This window comes from Paraburkholderia fungorum (assembly GCF_046027215.1).
Lineage (GTDB): Bacteria > Pseudomonadota > Gammaproteobacteria > Burkholderiales > Burkholderiaceae > Paraburkholderia > Paraburkholderia fungorum_D.
Map to the genome: position 1 here is coordinate 51,731 of NZ_JAQQEN010000003.1, position 17,165 is coordinate 68,895.

Sequence of the window (17,165 nt, forward strand, 5' to 3'; positions counted from 1 at the left end):
TCGGACAGGTAGGCGGCTATCGCTGAAATAATCTCCGCCAAGCCAAGCCAAGCCAAGCCCATCAAGCTGCTCACCTATTGTATCGATGCGCGAGGCATGTGTAGAGGAACTCAATTGGCTGGTTCTGTCAATGCGACCACCAGTCCAACCGCCGTTAGCCAGCTAAACGCCTCGCGTAGCGAGATCACCACGACGCCGTAAGCGAGCGTGAGATCGCTTCAAGCGAAGCGGCATCCCAAGTCCGAGGCTTGCCTCGAAGATGTCGCGCCGCAGAATGCGTTCGAGGAAGGATTCCGTCATTCCGACAGGTTCGTTGCGACAATGCCGCTCCCGTTTCAACTCGCCTGGTCAGGCACCTTCCTGCTCCCGTTGCTGGTGCTCTATGCCGCGCCGGCCTCCGTGCTTTGCTGACCGCCAACGGGCAAGCCGGTGAGTGACAGCCGCGACGCAAGGTTCGCGACAAGCGCCGTGAGGTCGGTAAGCGCCCTGACGGTACCGAAGACGTAATAATCCGGCCGAACGATGATGGCCTTCACACCATGTTCATCGAAGAACTGCCGATACTTGCCGCTCACGTCAAACAGGATGCGGCCCGGTACTGCCCTGCTCGCGTCGCCGGTGATGCCGATCGTCTGGCCACCGATTCGGGCAAGCGCAGCCTGCGACGCGGCGTCGACGAACTGTTCCGGGTCGGCATCGAGCGCGATGATGTGAAATCCGTTCGGCAACGCGTCGTCGTACCGCATCTGCTCGCCGTCATTGCGAACCTGCCCGTGTACGCTCAGGAGCCCCGCGGCACCGCGGGCTGCATAGCGTTCCTCTCCGCAAATAAGGCCGTCCGTGAGGCCTGGAAATGGGGGCAGCGGCGGAACCTGACCGGACAGGTAAGCTTCGTCGCGACGCGCTGCTTCGTCCGGGTCCGAAATGCAGACCACCTGGCCCATGGCAACAGATGCGTCAATGACGGCGCGCACCTGCGGGCGACGCTCCGGCGTATAGTCTTCGAGCAGTTCCGGCGACGCGACACCCTTCAGGATGAGATCGAAGCGCCACGCAAGATTCCACGCGTCCCGGATGCCAGAGCACATGCCTTGACCCATGAAGGGTGGCATCTGATGCGCTGCGTCGCCGGCGAGCACGACGCGCCCGCTGCGCCAGTTCTCGGCAATTAGCGAGCGGAATTTGTAGACTGCGTAGCGCACCAGCGTCGCGTTCTCGGGCGTTACCCACGGCGACAGGAGTTCCCAGACCTTTTCCGGTTTCTGAAGCTCATCGATCGACTCGTGGGGCAGGCGCATGAACTCCCAGCGACGATAGCCCGGACCGCCGGGCACCATCGTGGTGGGACGCGCGGGGTTGCACCACTGGCCGATATCCGGCACATCGAGCACGACCCCTTCGTTCGGTTTGAGGTCTATGACCAACCAGTCTTCCTGGAAGCCCAGGTCTTCAAACGCGATGTTCGACGCTTCGCGCACGAAGCTGTTTGCGCCATCAGCCCCAACCACATAGCGGGCGCGCACGGTCCGCGTCTCGCCGGTCGGAACCCATGAACCGTCAACCATTGCGCCCTTGCGCAGAGTAACCTCGCAGCAATCTGGAAATTGACGCAGGTCTGTCGCTTCCCAGCCCTGATTGACCGAGACATCAGGCAAAGACTTCGCCTTTCTGTCCAGCAGCGCTTCAAGTGAAGGCTGATTGAAGAGATAGCCGACAGGACCGTCGCTGATCGATTCGGCCGACCAGTCGATTTCGACGAGCGTCTTCCAGTCGGCGTTGAACCACTGGTAATTCGAAGACGGCTGCGAGATGCTTTCCACCTCCTCGCCGATTCCCATCGCGTGGAACACGCGGCGGATCTCATGGTCGTGGAACACGGCGCGCGGCAGCGGATACAAGGTGGGCCAGCGATCGAATACCGCCACGTTATAGCCGCGTTCGCCAAGAAGGATAGACAGCGACTGTCCAACGGGTCCGTATCCTACGATGACGACATCAAAAATGTTCTGGTTAGCCATTCGAAGTCACCTGCTAAGGAAGCGAGTGTTCCCCTGGCGCCAGCTGGTCTGGCTGCCATCGAAACACGTTTCAGGGAAGAAAGCTGTTAGCCTTCCGGCGTCACACCGGCCGGGTCGGCTGGTGCTTCGGTGTTGTGGATGAAGTTTTCCGGCACGGCGGGCCCCCAAAGATAAAGGGAATCCTCCGGCGGAAAGTCGCCTGCTGGCCACGGTTTTCCGGGCGAGACGAAGTCGATGTCCGCGGAGTACTCGCAAAACGAGCCCCACGGATCCTGCACGTAATGAAAATAGTTCGAGCCGAGGACATGCCGGCCGGTGCCCCACCCTTTGTCAAAGCCAGCAGCAGCCATTTGCGATGCCCCTTCGCCAACCTGGTTGACGTTGTCGACATCCCAGGCTGCGTGATGCCATCCGCGCGCACTGCTTTTTGCGAACGCAACCAGATGATGGTCGCTGCCATGCGGCGCATGCGTAAATGCGATCAGATCCAGTGACTTGTCCGAGAGCCGAAGCCCCAGCGCCTTGTTGTAAAAGTCGAGCGCGCCGAGCACGTCAGGGGTGAACAGCAGCACATGCGAAAGACGCCGCGGGTGGACCGTTTTCGCTGCCGAGCGCGTATGCGACCCACGTTCGTCCGCTGCGCTTCCGGTTAGTACGCAAGGCGTCTTGGAGGATGGGCTGGTTTTCCGACCAACCTTCACCTGAATCAGATTGCCGTCCGGATCGTGGAACCAGAACCCCGAGCGATCGACGCCAGAATTGCTTTCGATGGCGCCACCCGCCGCTTGCACCTGCGCCCGGATGGCGGTGAGGTCTTCTTCAAAGCAGTTGAAGCTCAGGTACGCGAGGGATTTTTTCGAAGCAGGCAGGACGCGCGCCCAGCGATGCCTATCAGCCGCACGAATCTCGAGTTCCTGCGCTTCATTCCCGGCCAACGTGACGTCGAGTCCGAACGCACGGAAGAAGCGCTCTGCGTCACGGATCGAAGGAACATTCAGCGCGAAGTGATCGATTGAATGCACACCTGCGCGGGGACGAACGACTACCGGGTCAGCCATGACTGTCTCCATCAATGTTCTGCTGGAGCCGGCTCGTCGGCCGGCTCATGGGGGGCGCCGCTGATCGCGCGCTGTTCCCCTTGTTTAACCGGCGGCTTCGTTGACAATTACATTTCTAAGTGTGCCGATTTTTTCAACGGTCACCTCACACACATCGCCCGCCTTCATCAGAAGTTTCGGATTGCGCGCCCAGCCGATGCCCGACGGTGTGCCAGACACGATGACGTCGCCAGCTTCCAGGGTGATGGCCTCGCTGATAATGCTGATGAGGCTCGCCACGTCGAACACCATCTCGTCCGTGTTTGCAGACTGGACGACCTGGCCGTTCAGGAGTGTCTCGAGCAGCAGCCCCTTCGCTCCAGCCGGCAATTCGTCTGCCGTCACGAGATCCGGACCAAAGGCGCCCGTGCCGTCAAAGTTCTTGCCGACGGTCCACTGCGGTGTTTTGAACTGGTATTCGCGCACCGATCCGTCGTTAAAGAGCGCGTAGCCGGCAACATGCGATAACGCGTCGTCGTTCGTGATGTGACGGCCACCCTTGCCCAGCACGACCGCAATTTCACCTTCGAAATCGAGTCCTTCGGAATCAGTCACACGCGGGCGCACCATGGGCTGCTCGTGAGCAATGAGGCTCGTGTGCACACGGAAGAATAGTGTCGGATAGTTCGGCTGTTCGTACTTGCTCTCTGACGTGTGGTCCGCGAAGTTCAGGCCCACGCAGATGATCTTTGGCGGCCGTTGCAGCGGAGGCAGAAATTTCAGACCCTCTGCCGCGACCGTTTCTTTACCTGCGTTGGCCCTTGCGTACTCTTGAAGATCCACACCACGGCCAAGCAGCGATTCCAGCGGCTCATCACCGATGATCCGCACCTGCTCGCCGTCGCGCACACCGAGAACCGCTTTGCCGTCTCGCTCAAAACTGACGAATCGCATTGTCTGCCTCCTGTAGATTCCCGGGCGGATCTCCCGAGAACATAAACTCATAGAATTGACGAATTTGTCATTTCTAATTCTAGTTGATTTGACGAATCCGTCAACTAGAATGGACATAGGACAAACCCGCATGGCCCTGCACTGTTAAACTGTTATGAATCAAGGGGAAACATCATGTTTGAATCAGCGTCGACCGAGAACTATCAATCGCGCGTCGGAGCCATGCGGCGTGAGAAAACGCGCAATCGACTGATCGAGAGCGCACTGCGTGTATTCGCTGAAAAGGGACCGGACGCGCCGCTCATCGACGACTTTATCGCCGCCGCGGGAGTGGCACGCGGCACGTTTTATAACTACTTTCGCACCACGGCTGAACTACTCTCCGCCGTGGCAGGCGAAAGCAGTGACGAGGTGCTCGGCGTCATTGACCCGTTAGTGCGGGAGGTACAGGATCCGGCGCAGCGGGTCGTCATCGGCTCGCGCCTTTACATGCAGATGGCGTGCCGTTATCCCCGTTGGGGGGCATTCATCACCCGTGTCGGCACCAAGCGAGGCTCGCGGGGCCGGTTACTTGATGAATATCTGACGCGCGACCTGCAGATGGCAATCGACGCCGGCAGGTTTGATGTTCCCAACGTGGTAGTAGCACGCGACATTGCACTGGGCTCAATCATTTACGGCATTGCGACCCTTCTGTCTGACGAATCGCCAGTCGACTATGCAGAGCAGGCCATGTATGCGCTACTGCGAGCGTTTGGCATCGGCGCCAGCGAAGCACGAACAATGGCATACGCACCGCTCGCCGAATGCCCGTCGCCACAGGGGACGCTGTTCAGGCGCCTTGAGATGGTTGCCGACGACAGCCAGCCCGATCTGAAGAACCAGCAGGCTTCCGCGGTAACCGAACGTTCTGCATGTTGACTGCATTGCAGCTTTTGGTTCGCGCCACGATCCCAAAACTGAGATTTGGCACCGGCGATCTGACGCAGCGCCAGGGAATTCCGGTTTCATCACGGCGGACAGGCATCGTGGACGAAATTCGGGACGCGATGGTTGCTTCCACCGAGCCGGGCACGCGAGAAGGCGGGTCGACGCGCCATCTACAACGATTCACATCGATCCACGACCAGGTGGCAAACCTGTTCACGCACTGCCGCCACAACGCGAACGCGCAAAAGACGCGGCAGGCTCGCAGCAGGCCTTCGAGCCCTGAGAAACCGTAGCGGTCAATCCGATGCTGGATCAGCTTGCTGCATAATTTAGCGATCCGCACGCTCTGCGTTCTCGCCCGCGAGCTCTTCACAATTTGACGGCATCCCAGACGGCGACGTGCCACATATTCGCTAGACACGACGTTACTACCTTCCTCTCATTGGACGCTTAGCCGTCTGCGCGGCGCGCCAGCGCCGCGCAGTTCAGTCCAAAAGCAAGTTGCTGGAGTTGCAACGCCGCGCCGATTCGATGAAAGTCTGCATTGTGGCCAGTTGCCCGAAGGATCTGCGCATCAACCACCGGCGCGCTCGTGAAGCGGGCTCCGAAACCATCCACCTCCTTATCGTCAACTACCCAAAGATTGTCGAATTCGGGCTGTCGATAGTGGACCGGAACATTGACGAGCGGCGCGGAGTCATTGAGTAACCGTGGCCACTCAAACACGATGTCCAGCAACTCCTGTCGAGGGGCAATAGAGTCCGCGCGATGGGCCGCGTTGCGCGCGGCCGGATCCCAGGTACCCTCCGGTCCGTACATCAGCAGGTCCTTTACGTCGGCCGGAATGGCGACAGACGGCGCCGTCGGCAGAGAGCGCCATTGTTCGGAGACATGCCCAGGAGCCCTCAACCCGACTCCGGAAATGGCGATGCCGAGCAAAGGCCAGTTTTTGCGCATACCAGCAATCAAAACGGAGACGGCACCTCCAATCGAGTGACCGATCAAGAAAATTCCGGCCGATTCGCGCCCGTGAAGGTTCCACAGTTCACCCAACGCGTCGTTGACAATCGCCGCACTCGACATGATCGATCCGTCGGCCGAATGTCCGTTTGAGCTATCGCCGTAGCACGGCCGGTTCACTGCCATGATTGGGATGCCGATGGCAGTCGCTCGCGCAAGCAGCGAGTAGCCCTCAACGTCAAAGTATCCGCTGGTGTATGTTCCACCATGAATGGCGACGACAAGAGGATAGTCGGGCGCAGCCGGTTGGCCGGATAAAGGAGAAAACTGGCCCGTAATAAAATTCGCTCCATCCTCGCAATTCAACTTTATATTGCTCACAACGTCTCCTTCCGGTATTGGTGATTTCTAAGTCGCCGTAGATAAGTTCGGCGTTCTGTCAGTAGCGGCTGATCAATGTGGCGGCCATTGTGGAATCGATCCTTCGCAAGCCGCGCGTTTGTCCGGCTACCGACTTCACGGTTCCCTGCGGACCGGCGGATGATCCGCAAGCACCTTGCGCAACGCCTGGGCAAATGGTTCCGGCTCGAGCTTCATGGCAAGATGATTTCCCGGTACCTTGACAAACGGGCAGCCGAGACGTTGCGCGACCATCTCGGTGGTGCGCACGTAGTAGGCATCTCCGCTTTTTTCGCCGGCCAGCGCGACGACAGGTACGTTGGACGCCGTGATTCGATCCAGCGCAATGTCGCACAAGCTCAGATTGAGATATTCCTTTCTAAAGAAAAAAGGCAGATCCTTGTCCTGACCCAAGTCGCGCGGTCGCTCTGACGGTATGTCGAAGCCGACGAGGCTGCCAGCAAACACCCTCATTGCAGCGCCTGCACCCTCACGCAAAAAAATGTCGTGGACCTGGCGGACGAATTCGACGGTTTTTCCGCCGTCTTCCAACAATCTGACGAAGGGCGGTTCGTGAACGACCAGCAACGAGACATTCGCGGCATGCCCCGCTGCAAGTTGGAGCGCGATGTTGGCTCCGCCACTGTTGCCGAACACAATCGCCCTCTCATGACCGGCCGCCCTCAGCACGGCGACGGCGTCTCTGGCTTGTTGCGCCATGTCCAACTCTGCGTCGACGTCGCCAGAGCTGCGGGCAACGCAGCGGCGATCGTAGGTGATGACCTCATAACTGTCGCCGAGCACACCCGCGATCCGGCTATACACGTCGGCTCCGCCCCCCGCCCCCGTGATCATGAGCAGAGGCGTACCCGCTCCGACTTTTTCGAAGACGATCTTCGCGCCTTCCGTCTCGACAAATTGCACATTTTTCATAAACGTCCCCTTTCCGGATTGCGTCGAGGCTAGAAGAGATCGCCATTCGGCATCGACAGATAAGCCTCGTTATAAGTAGTTACGCATACTGACGAGACTTGTCCCGAAAGTGCGCATCGCACCCCTGCTTCCTTGATAACTGACCACATGGTAAGCGCAGGTATTTCATAATTCCATGCAATGGAATTCATACTAAAAATGAATGTCCTGCATGGCTCACGCATTCCGTTCTCCCCCCGTCTGCACAGACTCGCTAACCGCACCTATCCTCGCTAATATGGCACGCATGCGGAGCTCGATCGAATAGCTTGCTTGACTCAGCGCCACGCAGCTCAAGGCTACCTGTCACAGCGCTTCGCAGGGCTGAGGACAGGCAAATTTGGGAGCATCTCCGTGTGCTCTTTTGAAAGCAGAGTGGGTAACCATTCACGGGGCATGCACGTTGAAGCCGGAGAAATCGATCTTGCCAGCGATGAGGAACAGAACAGCGCGTATGGCTTCGAAGCCTATGTATTTGCGTGCCTTGATCCTCGCAGCCTGAAACAAGCCGTTGATGCAAACTCCCGAGATAACACCGCCTTGCCGTGTTGCATGCTCCGATAAAAGCGCCTCTAGAAGGTATGTCGAATCCCGACATTCGCACCGTACGAGGTTCCCGCCACTCCATTCAGGAGGGACGTTGTATCCAACGACATGCCAGTGTGCATTGCACCGTGATTATCGACTGTGGTCAACTGCATATACAGCGAGGTCGCCTTCGAGAGAAGATACGTCGCGCCGACGGCTGCCAGCAGAGAATGATTGGACGTGTCATTGCGGTCACTCGTCACCCAGACACCCCCATTCAAATCGAGAGCCGTAGTGGCAAAGTAATCGAGGCCACCACCATAAACATTATTGTTGAACGATCCAGCCACCTTATAGTTGACGAACGACGCCTTGGCGACGAGTGGCCCGAATCGATAAGCCATGCCTACTGTTCGGCCCAGAAATTCAACGTTGGTGGGAACCGGTGTCGTCGCGCCACCAGCGTTACCGTCATAAATCGACGTGTTGACCATCAAGGAGCCGTTGTCGTATTTGAGACTGGCCGACCACTGGCGCCCTGCCTGAAAATTACCCGCCACGCCGCCCGGCGCGAACATCACGCTGCCTTCAACCCCTCCGAACTTTGGACTGGCATATGTCACAGCATTCGAATTGACTGCGCCCGTAAAGATGACGTTATCAGCGTAAATGACATTGCCGCTACCAGTCGAAGAAAAGTGCCGCGGATCCGAGTCCAGCAACGTCAGAAAGAACGGCGAAAACTGTGTACCCAACCTGATTTTCCCGAAGTTTCCCTCTAGCCCTACCCATGCTTGCCGGCCCCATAAATTTCCGTTTGAACTGGCAAACCCTCCGTTAGCCATGTTGATTCCACTTTCAAGGGCGAAGGTTGCTTTCAGGCCTCCGCCGAGATCCTCGGCTCCTCTCATTCCGAAAAGCGAAGGCCCGCTTGCGCCATTGACGACTGCGAACGTCGAGCCGGCGTTCTTCCCCGCCGCGGTGGCCGTCTTGCTGGCGTACTGCAAGCCGGCGTCGAGCACCCCGTAGAGCGTTACGCTGCTTTGCGCGTGTGTCAATCCAGCTGACGCGAGCAGTACGCTGCCTGCGACCCATTTCGACTTCGAACGAAAAGTGGACTTCATCTGATCTCCAAATATAATTAGTATGACTTATTAAATATGCTGCTTTTAGACACATTCTGCCGCTTCACCTTGATACGTGGCGAACAGCACTCTATGACATCCAGCAGTGGACTACCCGTGCGAGAGGGGTTCCGGCATCAGCTCGCTGCGACAGCATCACTCGGCTACGACCGAACACGTCAAGCGAAGGACAAATTCCGCCAACTGAAACGCCGCTCCCGCGCGAAGAAAATCGGCGTTGTGTCCAACATCTCTCATAGGCTGAACATCGACTATCGGAGCAGGAATAAATCGCGTCAGGCACTTCTTACGCCAGGATCTCTCCGTTGCAGGTAAAGTCATCCGGCACGTCTGGTCCCCATAGGTATAAAGCGTCCTCAGGAGCAAAGTCGCCCGCCGGCCATTCGTGTCCGACAGACACGAAATCAATGTCCGCCGAATATTCACAGAACGATCCCCAAGGGTCTTGAACATAATGGAAGTAGTTCGAGCCCAGCACATGCCTGCCAGTACCCCATCCCTTGCGATAGCCGGCTGCGGCCATTTGCGACGCGCCTTGGCCGACCTCGTTGACGTTCTGCACATCCCAGGCTACGTGATGCCACCCGCGCACGGTGCTCCTGGCGAATGCGACGAGATGATGATCGCTGCCATGAGGTGCATGAGTGAATGCGATGATGTCGAGTGACTTGTCCGAGAGCCGCAGCCCGATAGTCCGGTTATAGAAGTCGATTGCGCGCAGAACGTCAGACGTAAATAAGAGCACGTGGGAGAGCCTTCTCGGACGCACCGTCCTCGATGCCGAGCGGGTATGGGCACCACGCTCATCGGCCGGGCATCCTTTTGTGACGCAGGGCGTCTTGGATGAAGGGCTCGTCTTCGGACCGATCTTCACCTGAATGAGATTGCCATCTGGGTCATGGAACCAGAAGCCGGTATCATCACCGCTAATACGACCTGTAGTGAACGCTGCTCCCGCTGCGCTCACCTGGCTTCGGATAGCGTCAAAGTCGTCCTCGAAACAGTTAAAGCTCAGCCACGCAAGCGACTTGCGATCTGCGGGTAGTATGCGCCCCCAGCGATGACCGTCGGCCGCCCGAATCTCCAGTTCCCGTGTCTGCGCGTTCGCCTCGGTCACGTCGAGGCCGAAGGCCCGGAAGAACTGTTGCGCTTCGACAATGGACGGTACATTGAGCGCAAAGTGGTCAATCGAATGAACGCTGGCGTACACGCGTCCGACTGCGGATTCACTCATGACTATCTCCATGTTTCGCTGCAGTACGCCGGCTCTGCGGCCGGCTTCCGGTTTGTGATCACAATCAGGCTGCAGCTTCGTCCGTGACGACGTTGCGCAATGTACCGATTTGTTCGACCGTCACCTCGCACACGTCACCCGCTTTCATCAGAAGCCGGGGGGCGCGCGCCCAGCCGATACCCGAAGGTGTGCCCGACACGATTACGTCACCCGGCTCGAGTGTGATGGCTTCGCTGACAATACTAATGACACTGGCAACATCGAAAATCATGTCGTCCGTGCTCGCCGACTGCACGACTTCGCCGTTCAGCCGGGTCTCGAGCCGAAGTCCCTTTGCGCCGGGCGGCAACTCGTCAGCCGTCACCAGGTCCGGCCCGAACGCGCCGGTGCCGTCAAAGTTTTTTCCGACGGTCCATTGCGGTGTCTTGAACTGATACTCGCGTACAGAGCCATCGTTGAAGACTGAATAGCCGGCCACATGAGACAACGCGTCGTCCTTGCTGATATGACGGCCGCCCTTACCCAGCACGACTGCGACTTCGCCTTCGAAGTCGAGCCCCAGCGAGTCCGATACGCGTGGGCGCACCATCGGTTGCTCGTGGGCGATCAGGCTTGTATGAACCCGAAGGAATAGCGTCGGATAGTCCGGTTGCTCGTATTTGCTTTCCTTGGTGTGGTCCGCGTAGTTCAGACCGACGCAGATAATTTTTGGCGGCCGTTGCAGAGGCGGCAATAACTTCAGTCCATCAGCGGCCACCCTCTCCTCGCCCGCGTTGGTCTTCGCATACTCGTCAAGATCCACGCCGCGTGCGAGCAGTGACTCGAGCGTTTCATGGCCCACAACCCGTACGTAATCGCCTTCGCGAATGCCCAGCGTTGTGTTTTCATCATGTTCAAAACTGACAAACCGCATTTTTTCCTCCGTTTGGCCCGATACGCTAATCGCACTGGGGCCGGAAATTCGTATTAAAAGCAATGCCTCATCCGAAGACATCGCGGTAGCAACAGCGCGTTGCGCCTTTTTTCCTCGGTCAAATCTGGTAAAGCGGCAACTGGCTGAGGTGGACACGGGTGCGTGGGCAGAGTCGAATTGAAGCGCCGCGCCGCGCCGCGCCGCGCCGAACCGCACGGCCCGCTTCAGCGCTTGCCCACGCACGCTACTGCATCTAGCTAATAGTGCTTTTCACGTTAGTTTTGCGAAATGGACGTTGAAAATTTATCAGACGGTACCCAATCAAGGGGAACACCTTGAATTCTGTACACCCAGTTAGATATCGCTTTCGGATGACCGGGGGTCGGCGGCACGGGAGCCTCTCCCTTGAACGGTGACACATACTCCCAGACAATCTCTCCTTGCGGAGTAACCTGGAAGAAACGGCCGCTAACGCCCTCGTCTATCAAGGTATTGCCGTTTGGAAGTCTCTGCGCACTGCTGATGAACGGGCTAAAGAAGCTCCAGTTAGCGTCGCCGCTACTGGCTCCGGTGTATTCCCAAACGATTTCCTTACTTACGGGATTGATTTCCAGTACCCGCGAACCACCGGTCACTTCAAGCTCAACCGGCGGATAGCCGGCTTCGCCCTGATTATCGAACAGAAGGATATTTCCGGCTCCCGGGAGGCCTTTCGGAATCATGTGCGCATCATGTTGACCACTGATTTGATCGACCGGGCGAGGCGTGATCTCGGGTCGGAAATCATTTCGCGACGGATAATCTGGTCCGATCCGCCATACGACCTTGCCGGTCTCCCTACTAATGATGGCGGTAAAGTTCGAATCACGCGAACTGATCATGATGTTGTTCTGCGCAAAGCGGCTGTCGCCCGCCTTCTCCCAACGATTGGGCCCAAGCACCTGCATATCGTTGGTGTGCAGATAGTCGACCGCGGACTTCTGCTTGATGTCGGACAGTTGAGCAGGCGTAAAACCAAATTCGTTCAGGTGATCAGACGCTTTCCACGTCCATACGATATTGCCTTGTGCATCGACTTCACAAATGACATCGTCGAGCATGACGCGTTTGCCGAATCCGGGAATAGCGTAACTGGAGTTTGCGAGAATCAGCATATGTCCATTTGGCAGGACCGCCCAATCGTGATGCTGGCGGGCAGCGCCGCCCGGAGCCTGATTTCCCCACTGCCAGATCGTCTTCCCTTCCCAATCGACCAGCCCGACGCTTTTGTTTCGATACAAGGCCGGTTGGCCGGGCACCACGCCCGTTCCGGCGGGCCCGTCTTTCACCTCCGCGGCGCTCAATTGCGCGCCTAGGACGCCCTTCTTCCCGTTGACAAGACCCGGCTCCACAATGCGGGCAGGAAATCCCTCCACGTCCCACTGCTTGACGACATTGCCCTTGATATCAATAAGATAGGTTTTATGATCTGCCCCGGTGAACAACACGTCACAGTCGTACGCCTTGCCAGGCACGGATGCCGTTACACCCGTCGGAATCACCGATGGTGTCGCAAACGCGTTCACAGCTGCTACGGCCAAACATCCAAAGAACATGCATTTAGCTGCATACGTGGCCTTTTTTAAACTCGGCAACATAATCTTCCTTGTTCTTCTGACAATCGTTTCATCGTTGCCGTTCTTTTCAAAACTCACATACCGCATGTCCCTCTCCTTATCGTCTCCGCTACTTCACATTGGCCAGAATTGACTTCGATTGTTCCGACTGCTTCGATCACAAAGGGCGCGACGGCGCCGCATTCCGCTTACAGGTTTGTCGTGTGCCCGCCGCGATAGGCCCAGCCATTCACGAGCATCGCAGCGCCCGCGATCACGACTGGCGCCGCGAACATCGCGAAAGCCACCGTTGTCGACTGGAACGCGACCAGCACCAGACCGCCCGTCATCGAGCCGATGATCGACCCAACGCGACCGACGCCGAGCGCCCAGCTCACGCCGGTGGCCCGCGCTGCCGTCGTATAGAAGCCCGCGACCAGCACGTTAGCCCCCGTCTGTGCGCCGGAGAGGCCGAGGCCCGCCATGAAGACCGTCACGTACACCCACGTCGGCTCGGCGATCGAGAATCCGATGAGTGCAATCGACACCGCCGCGATCGCGTAGGACCCAGCCAGTACGAAGAACGGATTCATCCGGTCCATCAGGCGCGCGTTGATCAACGAACCGATCGTGCCGCCGAGCGGCAACATCGCGCCGACGCGCGCTGCATGCGCAGCATCGATACCGGCACCGGTGATCACGGTCGGCAGCCAGCTGCTAACCTGGTAGTAGACCCACAAGGTGCAGAAGAATGTGACCCACAGCAGCAGCGTGCCCGCGCGATAGCGGCGGCTGAACAGCGTGCCGACAGGCGTCTCCGCAGCCGCGCCCGGCGGCGTCTGCTCAGGAATGACGTCTTCGTAGTGGGCGTCGGCGTTGCCCGTGAGCCGCGTCAGTACTCGTCGTATCTCTCCCGCATAGCGCGGCTTGCCTGCCATGAAGCGAAGCGACTCCGGCAACCAGATCCAGATGATCGGTGCGAGCAGGAGCGGAAACAGCCCACCGAAGATGAACACGCCCTGCCATCCGAAACCCGGGATCAACAACGCCGCGACAGCACCGCCGAACGCGAGGCCCAGCGTGAAGCCGCAGAACATCAGCGTGACCATCATGGCGCGGCTGCGGGCCGGGCTGAACTCAGACGACAGCGTGATCGCATTCGGCATCGCGCCACCGAGGCCCGCGCCCGTCGCAAAGCGCAACGCGATCAACCACAGCGGCGACGGCGCGTAGGCGCAGGCAAAGCTGCCTACGCCGAACAGCACCAGTGAAATTGCGATGACCCGCTTGCGACCGATGCGATCGGCGAGCGGCCCGAACAGGAAGCTGCCGACGGTCAGGCCGAACAAACCTGCGCCGAAAATCGGTCCGAGCTGCGCGGGATTCAACCCCCACGCTTTCTTCAGCAACGGCGCGACATATCCGACCGAGGCGACGTCAAAGCCGTCGGCCGCAACAACGAAAAAGCATAGAACCAGTGTGAGGATCTGCAGGGACGACGTCTTTCTGCCATCCATGAGTGTGTGGGGCGTGATCGCCTGAGCATGCATGTCGTGCCTCCAGTGTCGCGTTCGCCTCTGTCGTGCGAATCTGTTCAGGTGTTGATTCGAGGCCTTGTTTGAAGGGCCCATTGCAGCGGCTTACATCGTGTGCAACGCCGCTCGCCGTGTCGCGGGCGCCGAAGAAAGCCGCGGGCTCACGCAAGCGGTTGCGCGAAATGCTGCCGCTTCGAACCCGGCGTCGAGTGCGTCGCCTCGCCATGCGATGTGCTGGTCCGGGCGGATCAGCACAAACGCGGCCTTGTATAACTCCGCGACACTCACGTCACTCACGTGGACGACCGCGAACTGTGCGAACGCCGACGCCGCGCGTTGCAAGACGTCGTCATGTTCGTTGCCAACGCGCGCATCGCCTGTGCACAGCAAGGTGAAGCCTTGTCCGAAACGATCGTAAAGCGAACGACCGTCGGTGAGCCATGCATGCGGTGCGCGGTGACCCGCGCGCGCGCACGGCACATAGAGATTGGCTGTATCGGGTGGAGACGGCCCGTCTTCTGCTTCGATGAGCGGCGAGGTTTCGTAGCGCGTACCCAACTGCACGCCGGGAATGACAAACTCGGACGTCGCATGGAACGCGAGATAGGCTCCCACGGCTTCGCGCGCAGCATCGCCCTCGGCGCCCTCATCCAGCACTTCGGTAGGCGTGCGTAAGTGGCCAATGCTGTCTGCGAAACCGCGCGCGAACGCGGTATTGCGCAACGCAGCCGGACGGCGCTCCGCCTCATAGCTCGCACCCAGCGCAGCGCCTGCGAAGCCCTTGACCATCGCCTCGAGCTTCCAGGCCAGATTCGCCGCGTCTTCGATGCCAGTGTTGTAGCCGAGGCCGCCCGTCGGTGTGAATAGATGCGCGGCGTCGCCAGCGAGATACACGCGGCCTCGCGCGAACTGCTCGGCGACGAGCGTAAAGCCGGCCGTCCACGTCGAGCTGCTTTTAACCTCAAACGGAATGTCCGCGCCGATCGCTTCGGCGATACGGTGTTTCACCTTTTCGCTATCGGGCAATTCGCCTTCGCGCGTCTGCACATTCATGATGAAGTGGCCTTGCCCGTCGACCGCGATGATCAGCGAGCGTTGGCGTGGCGTGAAAGTCCAGTATTGCCATGCAGGCGCATGCCGGCTCACGCGATAGATGTCCGGCGCGTAAAAGTACACCGCGTCCATCTGACCGCCCATGAACTCGCGCTTCTCGTTGGCGACGCCTTCGTAGCGAATTCCGAGCGACTTGCGCACGAAGCTGCGCGGACCATCGCAGCCGATCAGATAGCTCGCGGTAACTGTGCGGGTCATCGCGGGGCGATCTTCGGTAGCATCGTATTCAACGGTGGCTGTCACGTAGTCGTCGTTCTGCGAAAACGCGACGACCCGTGCAGCGAAATGCACACGGCAGGCAGCCTGACTGCGCGCGGCGTCAAGCAGCACCGGTTCGACGTAGAGCTGAGAGCAACGATGCGGCGGTTCCGGGGTAGCCCATGTAAACGAATGCGTCTTCGCCCATTCGACCGCGTCGCCTGATGCAGGTTGATGGAGGCGCGCCAGTTCGTGTCCCGCGATCGACGTGAAGTATGCGACGTCGGGCGCGTAGTCGCGCGGCAGGCCAAGTGACCGCACGGTCGACGCGATGCCGATGCGGCGGAAGTGCTCCATGGTGCGCGCGCTGTTCGCGTTCGCCGCGGGATGAGTGCTGGTGCCGGGCTTAGCATCGAACACTTCGACGCTCACGCCACGCTGTCCCAGTTCCGCCGCAAGAAAAAGCCCAACCGGGCCGCCGCCCACGATGATTACGTCGCAGTCCACCACTTCCATCTCCTATATTTTTCGTACCGTGGACGGAAGTTAATCGTCATGACTGTATAAATCTATACAATGCATTTCATACCGATCATGAATATGGTGCATAAATGCAACCGCCAGACCTCAATTTCCTGTATGTCGTACAGGCGCTCGCCGAGGAGCAGAGCGTGTCTCGAGCCGCTGACCGGCTCGGACTCACCCAACCTGCTGTCAGCCATGCACTAGGGAAACTACGGACACAGTTTCAGGACGATCTGTTCGTCCGCGCGGGTCCGGTAATGGCGCCGACACCCGTCGGGGCGCAGTTGATCAAAGGCGCGGCCAATGTGCTGTCGCTCGTGCAACGGGAGATCTGGGGCGCGCGTGCGTTCGATGCCGCAACCACGACTCGCATTTTCTCCGTCTGCATGAGCGATATGGGTGTGATCGTGCTGCTGCCGCGCCTGCTTGCAGCGTTACGCGAGCGCGCGCCGCTCGCGACGCTCAAGCCAATCCAGTTGCCATCGCCGGAACTGGCCGGAGCGCTGCAGGACGGCGCGATCGATATAGCGATCGGCTACCTCGGCAAGATCGGCGACAACCTGCATCAGCTGCCGCTTTTCAGGCGATCGCTGGTCGGTATCATCGGGGGCGGAGTAACGCGCAAGAAAGTGCGGATGACGCTCGACGAATTCATCGAACGCAAGCATGTGGTCGCGGGTACGCTGGCAATCACGAACCAGCTATTGGAAAAGGAAATGCGACGACTTGGCGCACGGCTCAAAGTCGCTGTCGACGTTCCGTATCTGCTCGCCGTCCCCGGGCTAGTGGCAACCTCAGACTACGTCGCCGCTGTTCCTGACGAACTTGCTGAATTATTCTCGCGCTTGGCGAATGTGGACGTGTTTCAACTGCCTATCAAGCTGCCAGACCTGACCGTGCAGCAATTCTGGCACGCCCGCTATCACAACGACTCAGGTCATCGCTGGTTCAGAAGCCTCGTTAGCGAAACTTTCCGCAGCAGATCGGGGATGCCGCCCCGCGCGGCCAATCTCGTTGCGCCCAACGCGCATTGAGCGGGGATGAACAAGGTACGCGCTTATGCTCTGCAGAGGATAAACGCGTACCTTGTTCGTCCCCCTAAACCACGG

General features: G+C 59.0%; 14 protein-coding genes and 1 pseudogene. 3 read left to right on the plus strand and 12 right to left on the minus strand.

What is annotated here, in order from left to right; translation table 11 throughout:
• Positions 1-380 precede the first annotated feature (380 nt).
• From PQR27_RS36030 to PQR27_RS36040, 3 genes are all read right to left on the minus strand, one after another.
• A complete protein-coding gene (locus PQR27_RS36030; RefSeq protein ID WP_408528455.1) occupies positions 381-2,018 on the minus strand; it encodes a bifunctional 3-(3-hydroxy-phenyl)propionate/3-hydroxycinnamic acid hydroxylase MhpA in 1,638 nt (545 codons plus the stop codon).
• 86 nt (positions 2,019-2,104) lie between these two features.
• Complete coding sequence (locus PQR27_RS36035) at positions 2,105-3,076, minus strand: VOC family protein (protein WP_408528456.1); 972 nt, start codon at positions 3,074-3,076, stop codon at positions 2,105-2,107.
• 84 nt (positions 3,077-3,160) lie between these two features.
• Positions 3,161-4,009, minus strand: coding sequence for a fumarylacetoacetate hydrolase family protein (locus tag PQR27_RS36040; RefSeq protein ID WP_408528964.1), 849 nt, complete (start codon positions 4,007-4,009; stop codon positions 3,161-3,163).
• 174 nt (positions 4,010-4,183) lie between these two features.
• Here PQR27_RS36040 and PQR27_RS36045 point away from each other — a divergent pair, with 174 nt between their 5' ends.
• Together PQR27_RS36045 and PQR27_RS36050 are read left to right on the plus strand one after the other, a co-directional pair.
• Positions 4,184-4,930, plus strand: coding sequence for a TetR/AcrR family transcriptional regulator (locus PQR27_RS36045; RefSeq protein ID WP_408528457.1), 747 nt, complete (start codon positions 4,184-4,186; stop codon positions 4,928-4,930).
• On the plus strand, positions 4,924-5,232 hold the full coding sequence (locus PQR27_RS36050; protein ID WP_408528458.1) for a hypothetical protein: 309 nt from the start codon (positions 4,924-4,926) through the stop codon (positions 5,230-5,232). The genes PQR27_RS36045 and PQR27_RS36050 overlap by 7 nt, the downstream gene beginning before the upstream one ends.
• 157 nt (positions 5,233-5,389) lie before the next feature.
• Here PQR27_RS36050 and PQR27_RS36055 read toward each other — a convergent pair whose 3' ends face one another.
• The 9 genes and pseudogenes from PQR27_RS36055 to PQR27_RS36090 all read right to left on the minus strand — a co-directional run bounded on the left by PQR27_RS36055 (position 5,390) and on the right by PQR27_RS36090 (position 16,038).
• On the minus strand, positions 5,390-6,280 hold the full coding sequence (locus PQR27_RS36055) for an alpha/beta fold hydrolase (protein ID WP_408528459.1): 891 nt from the start codon (positions 6,278-6,280) through the stop codon (positions 5,390-5,392).
• A gap of 135 nt (positions 6,281-6,415) precedes the next feature.
• Positions 6,416-7,222 (minus strand): alpha/beta fold hydrolase, encoded by an 807-nt coding sequence (locus PQR27_RS36060; protein ID WP_408528460.1) that lies wholly within the window; start codon positions 7,220-7,222, stop codon positions 6,416-6,418.
• 435 nt (positions 7,223-7,657) lie between these two features.
• A pseudogene (locus tag PQR27_RS39415) lies at positions 7,658-7,786 on the minus strand (ISL3 family transposase); the annotation flags it as partial.
• Positions 7,787-7,842: 56 nt separating this feature from the next.
• Positions 7,843-8,922, minus strand: a complete 1,080-nt coding sequence (locus tag PQR27_RS36065) for a porin (protein WP_408528461.1) — start codon at positions 8,920-8,922, stop codon at positions 7,843-7,845.
• 307 nt (positions 8,923-9,229) lie between these two features.
• Positions 9,230-10,177: a VOC family protein gene (locus PQR27_RS36070; RefSeq protein ID WP_408528462.1), complete on the minus strand. Its 948-nt coding sequence runs from the start codon at positions 10,175-10,177 to the stop codon at positions 9,230-9,232.
• Positions 10,178-10,241: 64 nt separating this feature from the next.
• A complete protein-coding gene (locus PQR27_RS36075) occupies positions 10,242-11,090 on the minus strand; it encodes a fumarylacetoacetate hydrolase family protein (RefSeq protein ID WP_408528463.1) in 849 nt (282 codons plus the stop codon).
• Positions 11,091-11,365: 275 nt separating this feature from the next.
• Positions 11,366-12,793, minus strand: a complete 1,428-nt coding sequence (locus PQR27_RS36080; RefSeq protein ID WP_408528464.1) for an aryl-sulfate sulfotransferase — start codon at positions 12,791-12,793, stop codon at positions 11,366-11,368.
• A 101-nt stretch (positions 12,794-12,894) separates the two neighbouring features.
• Positions 12,895-14,235, minus strand: coding sequence for an MFS transporter (locus PQR27_RS36085; protein WP_408528465.1), 1,341 nt, complete (start codon positions 14,233-14,235; stop codon positions 12,895-12,897).
• Positions 14,236-14,325: 90 nt separating this feature from the next.
• Positions 14,326-16,038: an FAD-dependent monooxygenase gene (locus PQR27_RS36090; protein ID WP_408528466.1), complete on the minus strand. Its 1,713-nt coding sequence runs from the start codon at positions 16,036-16,038 to the stop codon at positions 14,326-14,328.
• Between the two features lie 104 nt (positions 16,039-16,142).
• Here PQR27_RS36090 and PQR27_RS36095 point away from each other — a divergent pair, with 104 nt between their 5' ends.
• Positions 16,143-17,090 (plus strand): LysR family transcriptional regulator, encoded by a 948-nt coding sequence (locus PQR27_RS36095; RefSeq protein ID WP_408528467.1) that lies wholly within the window; start codon positions 16,143-16,145, stop codon positions 17,088-17,090.
• Positions 17,091-17,165: the final 75 nt, after the last annotated feature.

Excerpts from the sequence above, each read along its gene's own strand:
- PQR27_RS36030 (WP_408528455.1), bottom strand. The coding sequence starts at position 2,018 with ATGGCTAACCAGAACATTTTTGATGTCGTCATCGTAGGATACGGACCC.
- PQR27_RS36035 (WP_408528456.1), bottom strand. The coding sequence starts at position 3,076 with ATGGCTGACCCGGTAGTCGTTCGTCCCCGCGCAGGTGTGCATTCAATC.
- PQR27_RS36040 (WP_408528964.1), bottom strand. The coding sequence starts at position 4,009 with ATGCGATTCGTCAGTTTTGAGCGAGACGGCAAAGCGGTTCTCGGTGTG.
- PQR27_RS36045 (WP_408528457.1), top strand. The coding sequence starts at position 4,184 with ATGTTTGAATCAGCGTCGACCGAGAACTATCAATCGCGCGTCGGAGCC.
- PQR27_RS36050 (WP_408528458.1), top strand. The coding sequence starts at position 4,924 with ATGTTGACTGCATTGCAGCTTTTGGTTCGCGCCACGATCCCAAAACTG.
- PQR27_RS36065 (WP_408528461.1), bottom strand. The coding sequence starts at position 8,922 with ATGAAGTCCACTTTTCGTTCGAAGTCGAAATGGGTCGCAGGCAGCGTA.
- PQR27_RS36070 (WP_408528462.1), bottom strand. The coding sequence starts at position 10,177 with ATGAGTGAATCCGCAGTCGGACGCGTGTACGCCAGCGTTCATTCGATT.
- PQR27_RS36075 (WP_408528463.1), bottom strand. The coding sequence starts at position 11,090 with ATGCGGTTTGTCAGTTTTGAACATGATGAAAACACAACGCTGGGCATT.
- PQR27_RS36080 (WP_408528464.1), bottom strand. The coding sequence starts at position 12,793 with ATGCGGTATGTGAGTTTTGAAAAGAACGGCAACGATGAAACGATTGTC.
- PQR27_RS36085 (WP_408528465.1), bottom strand. The coding sequence starts at position 14,235 with ATGCATGCTCAGGCGATCACGCCCCACACACTCATGGATGGCAGAAAG.
- PQR27_RS36095 (WP_408528467.1), top strand. The coding sequence starts at position 16,143 with ATGCAACCGCCAGACCTCAATTTCCTGTATGTCGTACAGGCGCTCGCC.